This window comes from Vagococcus sp. 211 (genome assembly GCF_056322705.1).
In genome coordinates, this window is record NZ_CM150475.1 from 1,996,118 (window position 1) to 2,014,150 (window position 18,033).

An 18,033-nucleotide genomic window follows, 5' to 3' on the forward strand; every position below is an offset into this window, starting at 1 on the left:
ATAACAGTTGCTATCTTTCTGTGATACTTGTTTGTGAATGAGACGGCTTCGCAAAAATCATTCGGCCGGCTGCTGTTTGTAAGGCACTTGTAACAACCACATTGATTTTTTCATGCATAAAATGCTTGCCATCTTCTACAACGACCATGGTCCCGTCGTCTAAATAAGCTACCCCCTGCTGACGCTCTGTCCCGTCTTTCATGACTACCACATCCATGGTTTCCCCAGGTATAACCACTGGCTTCACCGCATTAGCTAAGGCATTAATATTAAAGACTGGTACATTTTGAAACTCGCTTACTTTATTTAAATTGTAATCATTTGTTACGACTATTCCATCTAATAATTTGGCTAGTTTAATTAACTTGCTATCCACTTCTTGGATGTCATCAAAATCACCCTCATACATCTCGACCGATATGTCGTCTTCTTTTTGCAGCGCATTTAAAATATCTAAACCTCGTCTGCCTCGAACACGTTTCAAACTATCTCCCGAATCAGCAATGTACTGTAATTCATATAAAACAAAGTTAGGGATAAGTAGCGTGCCTTCTAAGAAGCCTGTTTTTGCCACATCATAAATACGACCATCAATAATCACGCTGGTATCCAAAATTTTATATTTATGATAATTCTCATCTGCACGACGTTCTAACACATCTTCTGCTGCTTTTTTAGTTTTGGGACTAAATAATTTTTTCCACTCATCAGTCTTAGTAGTTCCTACTCTAAAACCAAAATAACCTGAAATAATCATCACTAAGGTTGGAATAATAATATTTAAATAAGCTAATCTAAACGAATAAGCTGGGATAGATATTAAAGCCCCCAATAACAGACCGATAATGGTACCTATACTTCCAAACACAATATCTGTTAAGCTTTGTTCACTGATCATTTTCTCCACACGCTTAATAAATGTTTGAAAATAACCAAAGAAAAATTTAGAAATAATAAAAATAATAATAGCGCCAATCACACCATTGGTTATGTCATTATTTATTAAGTTATTGTTGACTAATTTTGTCATCATCCACACACTTGGCATCATTGTTGCACCTAAACTGAAACCAATTAATAGCATGGCAATTGTAAATAATTTTTTCTGCAATTGAAATTCCTCCTTTCCTATTTGAACACTTTATACAACGCTTCAGAAACGGTCGCAACACCAATAACTTCAATGTCAGCTGGAATAGTCCAACCTTGTACATTGTTCTTAGGAATATATATTTTTTTAAAGCCTAGCTTCTTCGCTTCAAGGACCCGTTGTTCAATTCGGTTAACCCGTCGAATTTCGCCCGTTAACCCAATTTCTCCAACAAAACATTCAGAAGGAGACGTTCCTTTGTCTTTATAACTCGACGCAATTCCTACTGCAATAGCTAAATCAATGGCTGGTTCATCTAACTTCACTCCACCTGCCGCTTTAAGGTAAGCATCTTGATTTTGTAGCAATAGACCTGCTCGTTTTTCTAAGACTGCCATAATTAAGGACACCCTATTATAATCAAGGCCTGTAGCTGTTCGTTTTGCATTACCAAAAACAGAAGGTGTGATAAGAGCTTGTACTTCAGCCAAGATAGGTCGCGTACCTTCCATGGAACACACAATCGCGGAACCTGTTGCTCCATCTAATCGCTCTTCTAAGAACGCTTCTGAGGGGTTAGTAACTTCAACTAAGCCTTCCGTTCTCATCTCAAAAATACCGATTTCATTGGTTGAACCAAATCGATTTTTTACTGCTCGCAATATACGGAAGGTGTGATGACGGTCCCCTTCAAAGTATAAGACAGTATCTACCATATGTTCTAACATACGCGGCCCTGCTAATGCCCCTTCTTTGGTGACATGGCCTACAATGAAAATAGCAATATGATTACTTTTAGCAATTTGCATTAACTCAGCCGTGGTTTCACGAACTTGACTGACACTTCCAGCCACACTGTCTAGGTCCGGGTGAATCATGGTTTGAATCGAATCAATCACCACATACTCTGGGTTTAACTGTTCTATGGTTTGTTTCACTCGAGACATATCCGTTTCTGCATAGACATAGAACCCATTGTCCGTATCATTCAAACGTTCTGCACGCATTTTGATTTGCTGGGCACTCTCTTCCCCTGAGACATACAAGACATCTCCCTCTAACTTGCTTAATTGTTGAGATACCTGTAATAGCAGCGTGGATTTACCGATTCCTGGATCCCCACCAATCAATACAAGAGAACCTGGCACCACACCACCACCTAAGACCCTGTTCAATTCTTCCATCTCTGTTTTCACACGTTGTTCTTTTGTTGTTACAATTTTATTCAATTTTTCAGGCTTAGCCGCTTGTCCTGTTAGACTAATTCGACTATGTCTGGTTTCTTTGGCTTCTTCAAACTCTTCTACTAAGGTATTCCATTCCCCACAGTTTGGGCAACGACCTAAATATTTGGGAGAAATATAGCCACATTTTTGACAAACAAATTCACTCTTTTTTTTCTTAGCCATGTTATCTTCCTTACTTTTTGACATATATGTTCATTTTATCATAAATACTCCCGAGTGTTTGAAAAAAGGTTGACTTTTTAGGTCAACCTTTACTAACTTTTAATTTCCAGAAGAACCAAAACCACCTGTTCTCTCCGTATCACTCGTATCCCCATCCGCTTTTAAGAAGGGTAAAAAGATTCCTTGACCCACGCGTTCCCCTTTTTTAATTGTTACATCTTTCAAGCCAAAATTAAGAAACTGGAACATAATATGCCCTTCATTGTTATCGTTATTGTAGTAATCACTGTCAATAACACCCACACCATTCCCCAATAATAAAAAGCGTTTCAACGGATTACTTGAACGATTACATAACTGTAAAAATTCTTCATCTCCCATATAAGCTTTTACTCCCGTTGGTACTAATACTGGTTTTACCTCTTTTAACAAAGCATCCTCTAGTAAAGCTTCTTCCTTTTTAAAAGCTGCCTTAAGAGCTGTGGCAATCCCTTGCTTCCAAATACTTGGGACTACAACATCTTCTATCGCCTCAAAATCATACCCTGCCGCCGCTTTGGTTGCTCGTTTTGGTAAATTCACCTCACCAAATGATTCAATAGCTTCAAAACCTCTTATTTTTGTCATTTTCTTCACCCTAACTATTTTAGTTTCTATATTATCCTAACTGATTATAAAAAAAATAGAAAGTCACACTCCTAAATTTCAATCTTTATGGGGGAATCTTACAACAATTCAAGCAAATCAGCATAAAGAGCCTAAACATCTGCCCTTTTATGTTAAAATGTGTAAATGAATAAAACAATCTAAAGGATGGGAATTTATGAAAAATCGTTCGCTTCAATCAGTCAAACGTCTTGTTGTCAAAGTTGGGACTAGTTCACTCATGCTCCCCAATGGGTATATCAACTTACGCTCCATTGATCAATTAGCCTTTGTCTTAAGCACTCTTAAAAATCAAGGATATGAAATCATTCTGGTTTCTTCTGGCGCAATTGGCGTTGGAATGAGCCATTTAAATATGACAGAACGACCTAAAACAATCGCAGAACAACAAGCGGTTGCAGCGATTGGTCAATCAGAATTAATTAAAATTTATAACCAACGCTTTCAATATTACCACCAAATTGCGGCCCAAGTATTACTCACTCGCGATGTTATCGACTTTCCAAAAAGTCGCACTAACGTGATTAATACGCTAAATACGTTACTTGAAATGGGAACGATCCCCATCGTTAACGAGAATGACAGCGTAGCAGTGGACGAGCTGGACCACCAAACAAAATTTGGTGATAATGATCAATTATCAGCGATTGTTTCCGTTCTTTCTGAAGCGGATGTCCTGATTATGTTATCAGATATTGACGGATTTTACTCGGCCAACCCTAGTACAAACCCTGATGCGACCTTGTTTCACAGTGTCCAAGCAATAACACCTGCTATTGAAGCTGCAGCTGGTGGTGAAGGGAGTATTTTTGGTACCGGAGGAATGGCAAGTAAGTTAAAAGCCGCCAGACGCATGTTAGACAATAACAGTCAAATGGTTCTAGCCAACGGGAAAGAGCCTAGCATTATTTTTGACATTTTAGATGGACAAACCATTGGGACTCACTTCTCAGCAGCACAATAACAAGGAGGGATTAGAATGACGACACTCATTCAATTAGGACAACAAGCAAAAGAAGCCAGTAAAGAGCTTCGTTTACTTAGTACTGCTCAAAAAAACAACGCATTATCAAGCATCATTCAGCACATTAAGAACACTATACCAGCTATCTTAGAAGCCAACGCAACAGATATTAAAAATGGGAAAGAAAATGGTCTGACAGAAGCTTTATTGGACCGTTTACTCTTAACAGAAGAACGTTTATTAACAATGACATCAGACATCCAAACCATTATTGATTTACCTGATCCCATTGGTTCTGTGGATAAAATGTGGAAAAATGAAAACAATTTAACCATCGGGAAACAACGTGTTCCTCTAGGTGTTGTTGGGATGATCTACGAATCCCGTCCTAACGTCACAACAGATGCGGCGAGTCTTTGTTTTAAATCTGGGAATGCTATCATTTTAAGAGGGGGAAAAGAAGCCATACATTCTAATACTCTACTCGTAAAGGTGATGCAACAAGCACTGGTATCACAAAATTTATCTCCTTATTCTATTCAATTAATCACTGACTCTTCTAGAGAAGTGGCCAAAGAATTTATGCAATTAAATCGGTTCTTAGACGTCCTTATCCCTAGAGGTGGGGCAAATTTAATTAAAGCCGTACTTGAAACTGCTACCGTCCCAGTTATTGAAACGGGAACAGGAAATTGCCACATTTATGTGGATAAATCAGCACAACTTGATATGGCGACAAGCATTATTGTTAACGGAAAATGCCAGCGCCCTTCTGTCTGTAATGCCACTGAAACAGTCTTGGTTCACGAAGAGATAGCAGATGTGTTACTACCAAAAATGGCAGAGGCTTTGGCACCTTTTAACGTAGAATTACGCGCCTGTCATCATGCTATTTCTTATTTACCTAAAGCCATCAGCGCCACCAAAGAAGACTACGCAACAGAGTTTAATGACTACATTCTAGCCGTTAAAGTCGTTCGTTCCTTAGATGATGCATTGCAACACATTGAAACCTATAGTACAAAACATTCAGAAGTTATTATCACTGATAGCTATCCAATATCGCAACGCTTTTTACAAGAAGTAGATGCGGCCGCTGTTTACGTGAATGCTTCTTCTCGTTTCACTGATGGTAGTGCCTTTGGTTTTGGGGGAGAAATTGGTATTAGCACACAAAAATTACACGCTCGTGGTCCAATGGGGTTAAACGAGTTGACGACGACTAAATACATTGTATTAGGAGAAGGACAAGTTCGTCCTTAAAATAACAGGAGGATAACAATGAAACAAGCCATACAACATTTTTTAAAAAAAGAAGGAAAATATGCTCTTAGTGCCTTCTTTATTCCATTTTTTATTATGTTCTTTGCCTATCTCAGTATTGGTATCTACTGGGGAAGCTCACGAAGTGTTCTTGCTAGTGATGCTTTTTCCCAATTTTCCAATTTTCATGCTAGCTTTAGAAATGTCTTACACGGAGAGCAAAGTATTTTTTACACATGGAATGCCTCTCTGGGCTTAAATTATTGGTCTTTGATTTCATATTATTTGGGTGGCATTTTCACCCCCCTTGTTTTCTTTTTTAAGAACGAATCCATTCCAGATGCTTTGTATTTGTTAACTTTACTGAAAATAGGCTCTGCTGGTTTAGCTTTTTGGGTGTATGCCAAAGAAACTTTTATTAAAAATAATCCTTGGTTAAACGTTGCTTTAAGTGTGTCTTACTCACTTATGTCATTTGTCACTGCTCACTCAGAACTCATTATGTGGTTGGACAGTTTTATCTACTTACCTCTAGTGATTTTAGGTATTAATCAGATTCTTAGTAAGGGAAAATCTGTGTTACTCTTTGTCTCATATTTACTACTCTTCCTTTCAAATTTTTATTTTGGGTTTATGATTGGTGTTTTTTCAGTTCTCTATTACGCCGCTCGTGTCTTTATTGAGTGGCCGAGTACAAAAAAAACAATCATCCCCTATTTCACAACGTCTTTCTTAGCTGGGATAAGCTCCATGATTATGATCTTACCTGCTTACTTAGATTTGAAAACAAATGGAGAATCCTTAACAGAAATTACTAAGTTTAAAACAGCTGCGACTGGACCTTGGGATATTATCGCCAAAAATATGATTGGGGTCTTTGATACAACAAAATATGGTTCTATTCCCTTTATTTATGTAGGTTTAGTCCCATTCCTATTCTGTTTGTATTATTTTATCACCAAACAAACTCCTTGGCGCAATAAAATAGCGTTTGGTAGTATATTCCTAGTATTAATCGCAAGTTTCTACATTGATCCCCTTAATTTATTTTGGCACGGAATGCATGCACCAAACATGTTTTTATTTAGATATAGTTTTCTCTTTTCTTTCCTAGTCGTCATGCTAGCTGGATATGGATTAGAGACCTACTCTAAACATGACCCTGGAGATTTTATCATTGTATCACTTCTATCTGCCTTACTTTTCATTCTGTCCTTTACTATCTCTGGGAAACAATATAAAGACTTCATTAACTTGCAGACCTTAGTCATTACGTTGTCATTTGTTCTGATTTACTTATTAGCGATTGCGTTTTTCCAACTCAATAAACTTTCAACTTCTCGCTTAGCCGTTGTCTTGTTATTACTAATGTCTGGAGAAGCCTTCGTTAATACAACCTACATGGTTAATGGTATTTTAGACGACTGGAACTATGCCTCACGTAGTCTTTATTCTGCGCCATATACTGATTATAAACATTTGGTGGACAGTGCTCAGATTAGCAATAAGAAGGACTTTTATCGATTAGAATCTCTTGCACCTGTTTCTAGTAACGATGCTTTTAATTATGGTTATAGTGGGATAAGTATGTTCTCCTCTATGCGGAATAGACACTCATCAAGCTTGATGAACACCTTAGGGTACCGTTCTAGAGGAACGAACCTTAATATTCGTTACCAAAATAATACTTTGTTCATGGATAGCTTAATGGGGATTAAACATAACATTAGTGATCAAGACGTTAAAAAATTCGGGTTTAATCAGGTTGATAGTGCTGGTAAATATCAACTCTATGATAATCAATATGCCTTACCTCTAGGCGTGTTAACAGATAAAGAGTTATATGGTATTGAATTGGACTCTGCTGACAACCTAGGTTCACAAACTGCTGTTATTAATCAATTAGCACAATTAAATGAGTCTTATTTTTCATTTGTATCGCCTCAATTAGCAGATTCAAAAAACACGACCATTGTAGATAAACCAAATAATCGTGTCTCTTACCAAGAAATCAAGCCTAATATCGCTAAAGAAATAACCTATGACGTGTTTATTCCTGCTGGTAATCAGGCGTACGTCAGCTTATTTCCTGATAATTTTAATCAGCTGAAGAGTTCAACTGTTACTGTTTCTAGTAAAGGGACTTCTTACAAGACACAACTAAATATCACCGGACAATACCATAATTTGGGCTATTTTGATGAAGATGCCACTGTAAGATTTACTTTATCTTTTTATGGTACCAAAGACCTTGATTTAATTAACCCGACTGTTATGTTGATGGATACCCGCCTCTACCAAACAGCCATGAGGGATATTCAGGGACACAGTGTGGATTTTAAGGTTGATAAAAGACAAGTAACAGCCGCGGTTGCTATACCTGAAGACCAAACCATCCTCACCACTATTCCTTACGATAAGGGTTGGTCAACCTATATTGATGGTAAAAAAGTGCCTACCACACAATTTCAAGATGGCTTAATCACCATTGATGTTCCGAAAGGAGAGCATCATATTAAACTCTCCTTCCTACCTCAAGGCCTAATACTTGGTAGTCTATGCTTTGTTTTAGGTATTTCTGGTTTTGTTGGTTACTATGTCTTTGCATTAAAACCAAGTCATCGCACAAAGAAAAAAAGACATTCTAAGTCCTCTTAGAATGTCTTTTTTTCTTTATATATCCATCAATTTGTTTAAACTTAGAGCAATGCCATCACAATCTGCGCTCTCAGTTACAGCTGAAGCCAGTTCTTTTAATTGATCCGTCCCGTTGGCCATCGCAACAGAATACCCTACAGCTTCAAACATCGCTATGTCATTGTCTCCGTCGCCATAAGCTAGAGCATCTTCTCTAGACAGACCTAGGTGTCTCAAGACATGTTCTACTGCCTTTTTCTTATCAACACCCTTTACTGCAATTTCGCCGCTCTGAGGGCCATATAGCGGCACTGTAGAATGATATAAATGAAATGATTCCTGATATTTATCGTGAATATCTGAAAAAGAAAGCGTGTTATTAATAAAGGATATTTTGTTCACTCGATTATAATCTAAGGTATCAAACTCATAACTAGCAATAAGCTTGTAAAACCACGCCATTTTTTGATTCAACTGATTAAAAGGAACCTTATCACGACGTGCAATATTAGCCACTTCTTCCTCAATTTTACGTTTAACATTAGCACTACCAAATAAACCATCATTAGACTCTAAGTAGTAACCGATATCATGACTATCAAAGTAAGAGACAATCTCTCTTACTGCGTCTTCAGGCATGGTTTGATGTTGAATCACTGTGTCACCAACAGTAATATACCCTCCGCCGGCTCCAATAACACCATCAAATCCTATGTCTAGTATGCTATCTAAAATTTCTGGTTTAGACCGACCCGTACAAACATAGGCTAAATTCCCCTTCTCTCTGAATCGTTGTATCGCCTGCACACTTGACTCCAGTACTTCACCTGAACTATTACATAATGTCCCATCTACATCAAAAAAGGCAATTTTGGGCATGTGTTATCCTCCTCATTATTTAAGCTTATCTGTGGCTTCCGTTGTCACTCGATCAATCATATTAGCCATCTCTTCTTCATATTCCGCTCTATCTTTGGTGCCTGTCATAAAAGCAAATAATAATTCGCTGATTTTATCATCTTGATTAGCAGCTAATTGCCATTGACCTTTTATTTTTTCGAAGACCAATGATACTTCTACAGTACTATCACTGACAGGTGTTTGTTTAAGGGCTTCATAAAAAGCCTTAATAATAAATTCTTTAGAAGCTTCTCCACTAGGTTCAATAATATCCTCATTCAAAATCGCCTCAACGATTCCTAGCATGGTTTGATGAACGACCTCGCCATAATCCAAACCGTGAATATGATAATTAACGTCTATTTCATTTCCTTTTTCATTCGTTGTTGTGTCTACATCATACGTCGTTTTACTGTGGATATTCTCCATTAGCTGATGCGATAAATCCATTTTTTCTTCAACTGATATGTCTTCAACAACAGTATCAAAGACACTAGAAAAATGATATTGAACTTCATTCATCATAACCGTTAAATGTTTTTCCAACATATCTCCATCGACAAATTGCTCCACAAACAACTCTTTATCTTTGTCATAAATAAAATTATCGACAAACAATGGGCCTACCGCCTCTGGTTCTATTTGATTTTTCCTAGAACAGCCGGTAAAGATTAACAGACATAGCATTGCCACTAACCAACTGGTTTTCTTTCTAACAGTCATTGTAGTTACTCCTCTTACTTAATATTCTTCCCACTTAAAATTATAGACAATTTTACGCGTACTTTCTATATGAAAGGTGGAATAAACCGATGTTTCTTATTATTTTTTACTTTGGAGCGATACTAGGTTCGTTTCTAAGCGTTCTTGCCTATCGTCTTCCCATTCATAAACCTGTCACCTTGGACCGGTCTCGTTGTCAATCTTGCCAACACACCTTACCTATTCAGGCTCTGTTTCCTATTTTTAGTTATTTAGCCTATCAGGGTACCTGTCAGTATTGCCGGTCACCGATTCCTATTTATCACTTTTTCATGGAAATATTGACTGGTAGTGTAACCGTCTATGCTGTTTACTACGCGCCACATACACCAGATTACCTCATATTTTATTTACTACTACTGATGTCCTTAACTCTTAGTTTAACAGATATTCTGTACTGGATCGTAGAACCTAAGTTATTATATCTTTTTACAACCATCACTTTACTGGTTTCTCTTTATTACATTGGTTTTCAGTGGTTGAATTTAATCAGCCCTCTGATTGTCTTATTCTTTTTTTCTATCCTTGATACTATTCAAACCAATTCAATTGGCGGTGGCGATATTAAGTTATTACTTGTTTACGCCTACTTTCTCTCCCCTATTCATTTAACCTTTCTTATTTTTTCTGCTTCCTTTTTAGGTATTCTATTCATTACCATCTCTCCTCTTTTCACTCATAAAAAAGTATCAAAAATACCTTTTGTTCCCTTTTTAACGATTGGTTTTTTCTTAACTCTTTATCTTTTATAAATAAAAAAGAACCTAACTAGACATTCCTAGTTAGGTTCTCGAATCGACAACTATTTGTTTTTCAAAGCATCTGCTGCTGCCATTTGTGCTTCAATATCACTGATACTGTAAACATTCTCGCTAGCAACGCCAACTTCCTTAGGTTCCATGTTACGGTATTTAGCCATACCAGTACCAGCTGGAATGATTTTACCGATAATAACATTTTCTTTAAGTCCAAGTAAGTGGTCTTTTTTACCTCTAATCGCAGCATCTGTTAGGACACGAGTTGTTTCCTGGAATGATGCAGCTGATAAGAAGCTGTTTGTTTCTAGAGACGCTTTTGTAATACCTAGTAAGACTGGGCGACCTGTTGCAGGTGTTCCACCTGTTACTAATGTATTGTAGTTACGCTCTTTGAACTCACTAATATCTAATAATGTTCCTGGTAAGATGTCAGAGTCACCTGGATCCATAACGCGAACCTTACGTAACATTTGACGTACCATTACTTCGATATGTTTGTCCCCAATTTCTACCCCTTGCATACGGTATACTTTTTGGACTTCTTTTAGTAAGTAGTTTTCTACAGTTAACACATCTTTTACTGTTAATAATTGTTTTGGATCAATCGATCCTTCTGTCATTGGTGTTCCACGGTCAATAACGTCGCCTTCAGCCACTTTCATGCGAGATGTAAATGGTACTGAGTATGTTCTTGTGTCCGTTTCACCTTTAACAATAACTTCTTTCGTACGGTCTGATGGATCTTCTGTAATTTCGATGATTTCACCAGCAACCTCAGAAATAATCGCTTGTCCTTTAGGATTACGCGCTTCGAAGATTTCTTGGATACGAGGTAAACCTTGAGTAATATCATCTCCGGCAACCCCACCCGTATGGAATGTACGCATTGTTAACTGAGTACCAGGCTCACCGATAGATTGAGCGGCAATTGTACCAACTGCTTCTCCAACTTCAGCTTCAGAACCTGTTGCTAAGTTACGGCCGTAACAGTGTTTACACACACCATGTTTCGTGTTACATGTAAAGACTGAGCGAATCGTAATTTGTTCGATACCCGCTTCAACAATTTGTTTACCAATGTCTTCTGTAATAATTTCGTTTTCGCCAATGATAACAGTGCCTGTTTCAGGATGTGTCACTGTTTTACGAGTGTAACGTCCTAACATACGTTCTTCAAGAGTTTCAATGATTTCATTGCCCTCTTTCATTGCACGAATATTCAATCCACGGTCCGTTCCACAATCTGTTTCACGAATGATAACATCTTGAGCAACGTCTACTAAACGACGTGTTAAGTAACCTGAATCGGCTGTCTTAAGGGCCGTATCCGTCATACCTTTACGAGCACCATGGGTAGAGATAAACATTTCTAAGACCGTTAAACCTTCACGGAAGTTAGAAACAATCGGTAACTCCATGATTCGTCCGTTAGGAGCGGCCATAAGTCCACGCATACCTGCTAACTGTGTAAAGTTGGAAATGTTACCACGGGCTCCAGAGTCACTCATCATGAAGATCGGGTTACGGTCATCTAAACTTTCCATCAGTTTTACTTGGATACTATCTTTCGTTGCATTCCAAATCGCAATAATGCGTTCATAACGTTCGTCATCTGTAATCAGACCACGACGGAATTGTTTCGTAATATTTTCTACTTGCTCATGAGCTTCCTCAATCATTGCTTGTTTTTCATGTAAGACTACGATATCCGCAATCCCTACTGTCATACCAGCATAAGTAGAATGTTTGTAACCTAAGTCTTTCATTCTATCTAACATTTTAGATGTTTCAGTAATTTTGAAACGTTTGAAGACTTCGGCGATAATGTTACCTAAGTTTTTCTTCTTGAATGGTCCTACAAGTGGTTGTTCTTTAATAAAGGCTGGAATATCTGTTCCGGCTTCTACAAAGTACTTGTCAGGTGTTTTAACTGTTAAGTTAACATCTGTTGGTTCATTCAAGTAAGGGAACTCTGGTGGCATGATTTCATTGAAAATAGCTTTACCAGCTGTTGTAATCAATGTACGTTCTCTTTGCCATTCAGTGAATGGTTTTTCTGGCATCGAGCTTGTTTGTAAGCCGATACGAGTATGTAGATGAACGTAACCATTTTTCCATGCTAAAACAACTTCGTTTAAGTCACGGAAAATCATTCCTTCACCAATTTGTCCATCTTCTTCCATTGTTAGGTAATAGTTACCTAAAACCATATCTTGAGATGGTGTAACAACTGGTTTACCATCTTTAGGGTTCAAGATGTTTTGAGCTGCTAACATTAAGATACGAGCTTCTGCTTGAGCTTCTTCGTTTAATGGAACGTGAACCGCCATTTGGTCCCCATCAAAATCGGCATTATATGCCTCACATACTAATGGGTGAAGACGAATCGCGCGACCTTCAACTAAGACAGGCTCAAAGGCTTGGATACCAAGTCTATGTAGCGTAGGTGCTCGGTTAAGTAATACTGGATGTTCTTTAATAACATCTTCTAAAACGTCCCAAACAGCGTCTTCTTGACGTTCGATTTGGCGTTTAGCGTTTTTAATGTTGCTTGCAATTTCACGTTTCACTAATTCATGCATAACGAATGGTTTGAATAACTCAATCGCCATCTCTTTTGGTAAACCACATTGGTACATTTTTAAGAATGGCCCAACAACGATTACTGAACGACCAGAATAGTCAACACGTTTACCAAGTAAGTTTTGACGGAAACGTCCTTGTTTACCTTTAAGCATGTGAGACAGTGATTTAAGTGGTCGGTTACCTGGTCCAGTTACCGGACGGCCACGACGACCATTATCAATCAACGCATCTACTGCTTCTTGAAGCATACGTTTCTCATTTTGAACAATGATACCAGGTGCGTTTAAGTCTAATAAACGTTTCAAACGGTTATTACGGTTAATCACACGACGGTATAAGTCATTCAAATCACTTGTTGCAAAACGTCCACCTTCTAATTGAACCATTGGACGTAAATCAGGAGGAATAATTGGTACAACATCCATTACCATCCAGCTTGGATAGTTACCTGATGTTCTAAATGCTTCAAGAATATCTAGACGACGAATCGCACGTGTTCTTTTTTGTCCTTGAGCAGATTTTAATTCTTCTTTTAATTCAGCGACTTCTTTTTCTAACTGAACATCGTCTAACAAGCGTTTAATGGCTTCAGCACCCATCCCAGCTTGGAATCCTTGTCCATATTGTTGACGTTTTTCGCGGTATTCGCGTTCTGTTAACAATTGTTTAGCTTCTAATGTTGTATCACCTGGATCAGTAACAACATACGAAGCGAAGTAGATGATTTCTTCTAAGGCACGAGGACTCATGTCTAACACTAGTCCCATACGACTTGGAATTCCTTTAAAATACCAGATGTGAGTTACTGGAGCAGCTAACTCGATGTGTCCCATACGTTCACGACGAACTTTAGAACGCGTTACCTCAACACCACAACGGTCACAAACGATTCCTTTATAACGAATACGTTTATATTTTCCACAAGAACATTCCCAGTCCTTGGTAGGACCGAAAATGCGCTCGCAGAAAAGACCATCACGTTCGGGTTTTAAAGTACGGTAGTTGATTGTTTCTGGTTTTTTAACTTCACCGTAAGACCAGCTTCTTATTTTTTCAGAAGAAGCTAGGCCAATTTGCATACTTTCAAATTTATTTACATCGATCAAAAGATGTCCCTCCGTTTCTTTATCTATCAGAATAACTCTTGGTCTTTATCTCGTTTATTCTTTACCTTCTTGTGCATCTTTCAACGATTTTTCAGCTTGTTCTTGAGCATATTTAGCTAAAGCATCCACTGTAATTAAATCGTCATCCTCATCATCCATATCACGCAATTCGATTTCTTCATCGTCAGCGTCAAGAACTCGCATGTCTAATCCTAATGCTTGTAATTCTTTTACTAATACGCGGAATGATTCTGGTACACCAGGTTTTTGGATTGGTTCACCTTTAACGATTGATTCATATGTTTTCACACGACCAACAACGTCATCGGATTTGTAAGTTAAGATTTCTTGTAATGTGTAAGCAGCACCATATGCTTCAAGTGCCCAAACTTCCATCTCACCAAAACGTTGTCCACCAAATTGAGCTTTACCTCCAAGTGGTTGTTGCGTTACTAATGAGTAAGGTCCAATAGAACGTGCATGTAACTTGTCATCAACCATGTGAGCAAGTTTCAGCATGTACATAACCCCTACAGAAATACGGTTATCAAATGGTTCTCCTGTACGGCCATCATAAAGAACAGTCTTAGCATCTCTTGCAAGTCCTGCTTCTTCTACTGTTGCCCATACATCTTCCTCGTTAGCCCCATCAAATACTGGTGTGGCAACATGAATACCTAATGAACGAGCAGCCATACCTAAGTGTAGCTCTAATACTTGTCCAATATTCATACGAGAAGGCACCCCTAATGGGTTTAACATGATATCAACTGGTGTTCCATCAGGTAAGAATGGCATATCTTCCTCAGGCATAATACGGGATACAACCCCTTTATTACCATGACGACCGGCCATTTTGTCCCCTTCGTTGATTTTACGTTTTTGTACAATGTAAACACGAACTAACATATTAACACCAGGTGCTAACTCGTCGCCGCCTTCACGAGTAAAGATTTTAACATCATGAACAATACCGCCACCACCATGTGGTACACGTAGAGACGTATCACGAACTTCACGTGCTTTTTCACCAAAGATAGCGTGTAGTAAACGTTCCTCAGCAGATAATTCAGTTACCCCTTTAGGCGTTACTTTACCTACTAATAAGTCACCATCACGAACTTCAGCACCAATGCGAATAATACCCATTTCGTCTAAGTCTTTTAGTGCGTCTTCACCAACGTTTGGTAATTCACGGGTAATTTCTTCAGGTCCTAATTTTGTATCACGTGCTTCTGATTCGTATTCTTCAATATGAATAGACGTGTATACATCATCTTTCACGAGACGACGACTCATAATGATCGCATCCTCGTAGTTATAACCTTCCCATGTCATGAATGCTACTAATGGGTTTTGGCCTAATGCCATTTCCCCTTCTTCCATAGATGGTCCATCTGCTAATGTGTCCCCAACTTCAACGATTTCACCTACGTGAACGATTGGACGTTGGTTATAACTTGTACCAGCATTTGAACGGTGGAATTTAATGATTGTGTATTTATCTAATGCACCATTGTCACGACGAACGCGAACTTCACGAGCATCAACAAACTCAACGACACCATCATGTTTACATAATAGAGCGGCACCCGAGTCATGAGCTGCTTTGTATTCCATCCCTGTTCCTACAATTGGAGAACGTGGTTGGATCAATGGTACTGCTTGACGCTGCATGTTGGCACCCATAAGTGCACGGTTAGAGTCATCGTTTTCTAAGAAAGGAATACAGGCTGTCGCTACCGCAACTACTTGTTTAGGAGAAACATCCATGTAATCGACTTTTTCTACAGATACTTCTAAGTTTTCACTTTGAATACGAGCCATTACTAACTCTTCTGCAAAAGATCCGTCATCATTTAATGGTGAGTTCGCTTGCGCTACCATGTAATGATCTTCCTCGTCTGCTGTTAAGTAATCAATATGCTCTGTTACCACACCTAACGAACGATCAACACGACGATAAGGTGTTTCAATGAAGCCATATTTATTTACTTTCGCAAAACTTGATAAACTGTTGATTAACCCGATATTTGGTCCCTCAGGTGTTTCAATCGGACACATACGACCATAATGGGAATAATGCACGTCACGCACTTCATATCCAGCACGGTCACGCGTTAAACCACCAGGTCCTAAGGCTGATAGACGACGTTTATGAGTTAACTCACCTAATGGGTTTGTTTGGTCCATGAACTGTGATAGCTGAGAAGAACCAAAGAATTCCTTCATTGATGCTACAACAGGACGGATGTTAATCAATTGTTGTGGTGTTAATGTTTCAGTGTCTTGGATAGACATACGTTCACGTACCACACGTTCCATACGAGATAACCCGATACGGAATTGGTTTTGTAGTAATTCACCAACAGAACGAATACGACGATTACCTAAATGGTCAATATCATCTACGGCTCCGATGTCTTCTTTTAAGTTTAAGAAGTAACCCATTGTTGCAATAATATCTGCTGGACGTACTGTTTTCACATCGTCAGCTGGAAGATTATTACCAATAACGTTAACCACACGCTCTGGGTCTTTTGGAGAGAATACTTTAACTACTTGAATGGTCATTGGTTCTGTTACCACTCCATCTTCTGATGGGTAGAAAGTAACACTGTTTAAACCATTGTCTAAGTGATCTTCTAAAACATCCATAACAGAACGTGTTACCACTGTTCCTTTTTCAGCTAAAATTTCACCTGTTTCAGGATCAACTAATGTTTCAGCTAATGTTTGATTTAAAAGACGTGTTTTCAAGTTTAATTTTTTGTTGATTTTGTAACGACCTACAGCCGCTAAATCATAACGTTTTGGATCAAAGAAGCGAGAGTTCAATAAGTTACGAGAACTTTCTGCTGTCTTAGGTTCACCTGGACGTAAACGTTCGTAAACGTCTTTTAATGCTTCCTCAGTACGTGAATCACCTGAGTTTTTGTGAACGTCTTTTTCAATTGTTAATTGTAGACTTTCACTCTCACCGAAGATTTCAGTGATGGTTGTATCTGAACCAAAACCTAAAGCTCTAACAACAACGGTCATTGGAATTTTACGTGTGCGGTCGATACGAGCGTATGATAAGTTCTTAGCGTCGGTTTCTAATTCTAACCATGCGCCACGGTTAGGAATGACTGTTGTACCAAATCCTTGTTGGCCATTCTTCTCTGTTTTACCGTTAAAGTAAACACCAGGCGAACGAACTAACTGAGATACGACAACGCGTTCTGCACCGTTAATGATGAATGTTCCCATTTCAGTCATTAGTGGGAAATCTCCAAAGAAGACTTCTTGAGATTTAATCTCACCTGTTACTTGGTTATCTAGACGTAACGTTACATGGATTGGCGCTGAATAGTTAGAATCGTGTGCACGTGCTTCTTCAACTGTGTACTTCGGTTCCTTCATTTCATAGTCAACAAATTCTAATGATAACTTCTCACTAAAGTCAGTGATCGGCATAATGTCTTCAAACATCTCTCTAAGTCCTTCATCTAAGAACCACTTGTAAGAATCCGTTTGAATTTCAATTAAGTTTGGCAGCTCTAATACTTCACTAATTCTTGAATAGCTGCGTCTTTCTCGGTGTTTTCCGTATTTTACTACGTGTCCAACCAAATTAGTCACCCCTCTGAGTTTTCTTCAAAAATAACTTTATATTACAATTGTTAAGAATAGATTACAATTTGATGTGCAACCTATTTTTAAGTAAAAAAAAACCAAAAATAGATGGTGATCATAGTTTATATGTTCAATCTATCTTTGTTTTCCTATAAATTCAAGGATATGGACAATATTTCATACCCCTTTTTCAATCAAAACATAAAGTATTCTGCAACTAATCACTTTACCACTTATATGGAGTGATGTCAACAAAAAAAAGAGACCCATCATA

General features: G+C 38.2%; 11 protein-coding genes. 4 read left to right on the plus strand and 7 right to left on the minus strand.

Features of this window, described 5'->3' with window-relative positions:
* Positions 1-10: 10 nt before the first annotated feature.
* From ACVWM0_RS09570 to ACVWM0_RS09580, 3 genes are all read right to left on the minus strand, one after another.
* On the minus strand, positions 11-1,111 hold the full coding sequence (locus ACVWM0_RS09570; RefSeq protein ID WP_476472415.1) for a PIN/TRAM domain-containing protein: 1,101 nt from the start codon (positions 1,109-1,111) through the stop codon (positions 11-13).
* A 17-nt stretch (positions 1,112-1,128) separates the two neighbouring features.
* Positions 1,129-2,499 carry a DNA repair protein RadA gene (gene radA / locus ACVWM0_RS09575; protein ID WP_476472416.1) on the minus strand — a complete coding sequence of 457 codons (1,371 nt, stop codon included), beginning with the start codon at positions 2,497-2,499 and terminating at the stop codon, positions 1,129-1,131.
* Positions 2,500-2,598: 99 nt separating this feature from the next.
* Positions 2,599-3,126, minus strand: a complete 528-nt coding sequence (locus tag ACVWM0_RS09580) for a dCTP deaminase/dUTPase family protein (RefSeq protein WP_476472417.1) — start codon at positions 3,124-3,126, stop codon at positions 2,599-2,601.
* A 196-nt stretch (positions 3,127-3,322) separates the two neighbouring features.
* Between ACVWM0_RS09580 and proB the strand changes: the two genes are divergently transcribed.
* From proB to ACVWM0_RS09595, 3 genes are read left to right on the plus strand one after another with little or no spacing between them, the layout of a single operon-like run.
* Entirely contained in the window at positions 3,323-4,129 is an 807-nt protein-coding gene (proB, locus tag ACVWM0_RS09585) for a glutamate 5-kinase (RefSeq protein ID WP_476472418.1), read from the plus strand.
* A 15-nt stretch (positions 4,130-4,144) separates the two neighbouring features.
* Positions 4,145-5,392, plus strand: coding sequence for a glutamate-5-semialdehyde dehydrogenase (locus ACVWM0_RS09590; RefSeq protein WP_476472419.1), 1,248 nt, complete (start codon positions 4,145-4,147; stop codon positions 5,390-5,392).
* Between the two features lie 18 nt (positions 5,393-5,410).
* Positions 5,411-8,050: a YfhO family protein gene (locus ACVWM0_RS09595; RefSeq protein ID WP_476472420.1), complete on the plus strand. Its 2,640-nt coding sequence runs from the start codon at positions 5,411-5,413 to the stop codon at positions 8,048-8,050.
* Between the two features lie 15 nt (positions 8,051-8,065).
* Here the strand turns inward: ACVWM0_RS09595 and ACVWM0_RS09600 are convergent, their stop codons facing one another.
* Together ACVWM0_RS09600 and ACVWM0_RS09605 are read right to left on the minus strand one after the other, a co-directional pair.
* Positions 8,066-8,908: a Cof-type HAD-IIB family hydrolase gene (locus tag ACVWM0_RS09600; protein ID WP_476472421.1), complete on the minus strand. Its 843-nt coding sequence runs from the start codon at positions 8,906-8,908 to the stop codon at positions 8,066-8,068.
* 15 nt (positions 8,909-8,923) lie between these two features.
* Positions 8,924-9,652, minus strand: coding sequence for a hypothetical protein (locus ACVWM0_RS09605; protein WP_476472422.1), 729 nt, complete (start codon positions 9,650-9,652; stop codon positions 8,924-8,926).
* Positions 9,653-9,741: 89 nt separating this feature from the next.
* Here ACVWM0_RS09605 and ACVWM0_RS09610 point away from each other — a divergent pair, with 89 nt between their 5' ends.
* Complete coding sequence (locus ACVWM0_RS09610; RefSeq protein WP_476472423.1) at positions 9,742-10,443, plus strand: prepilin peptidase; 702 nt, start codon at positions 9,742-9,744, stop codon at positions 10,441-10,443.
* Positions 10,444-10,493: 50 nt separating this feature from the next.
* On the opposite strand, the gene rpoC is transcribed toward ACVWM0_RS09610, so the two are convergent.
* Together rpoC and rpoB are read right to left on the minus strand one after the other, a co-directional pair.
* Positions 10,494-14,141: a DNA-directed RNA polymerase subunit beta' gene (gene rpoC / locus ACVWM0_RS09615; RefSeq protein WP_476472424.1), complete on the minus strand. Its 3,648-nt coding sequence runs from the start codon at positions 14,139-14,141 to the stop codon at positions 10,494-10,496.
* 54 nt (positions 14,142-14,195) lie between these two features.
* Positions 14,196-17,756 carry a DNA-directed RNA polymerase subunit beta gene (rpoB, locus tag ACVWM0_RS09620; protein WP_476472425.1) on the minus strand — a complete coding sequence of 1,187 codons (3,561 nt, stop codon included), beginning with the start codon at positions 17,754-17,756 and terminating at the stop codon, positions 14,196-14,198.
* Positions 17,757-18,033 lie beyond the last annotated feature (277 nt).

Bases quoted from the DNA above. Each gene is read 5' to 3' on its own strand.
- radA (WP_476472416.1), bottom strand. From the start codon at position 2,499: ATGGCTAAGAAAAAAAAGAGTGAATTTGTTTGTCAAAAATGTGGCTAT.
- proB (WP_476472418.1), top strand. From the start codon at position 3,323: ATGAAAAATCGTTCGCTTCAATCAGTCAAACGTCTTGTTGTCAAAGTT.
- ACVWM0_RS09600 (WP_476472421.1), bottom strand. From the start codon at position 8,908: ATGCCCAAAATTGCCTTTTTTGATGTAGATGGGACATTATGTAATAGT.
- ACVWM0_RS09590 (WP_476472419.1), top strand. From the start codon at position 4,145: ATGACGACACTCATTCAATTAGGACAACAAGCAAAAGAAGCCAGTAAA.
- ACVWM0_RS09595 (WP_476472420.1), top strand. From the start codon at position 5,411: ATGAAACAAGCCATACAACATTTTTTAAAAAAAGAAGGAAAATATGCT.
- ACVWM0_RS09605 (WP_476472422.1), bottom strand. From the start codon at position 9,652: ATGACTGTTAGAAAGAAAACCAGTTGGTTAGTGGCAATGCTATGTCTG.
- ACVWM0_RS09580 (WP_476472417.1), bottom strand. From the start codon at position 3,126: ATGACAAAAATAAGAGGTTTTGAAGCTATTGAATCATTTGGTGAGGTG.
- ACVWM0_RS09610 (WP_476472423.1), top strand. From the start codon at position 9,742: ATGTTTCTTATTATTTTTTACTTTGGAGCGATACTAGGTTCGTTTCTA.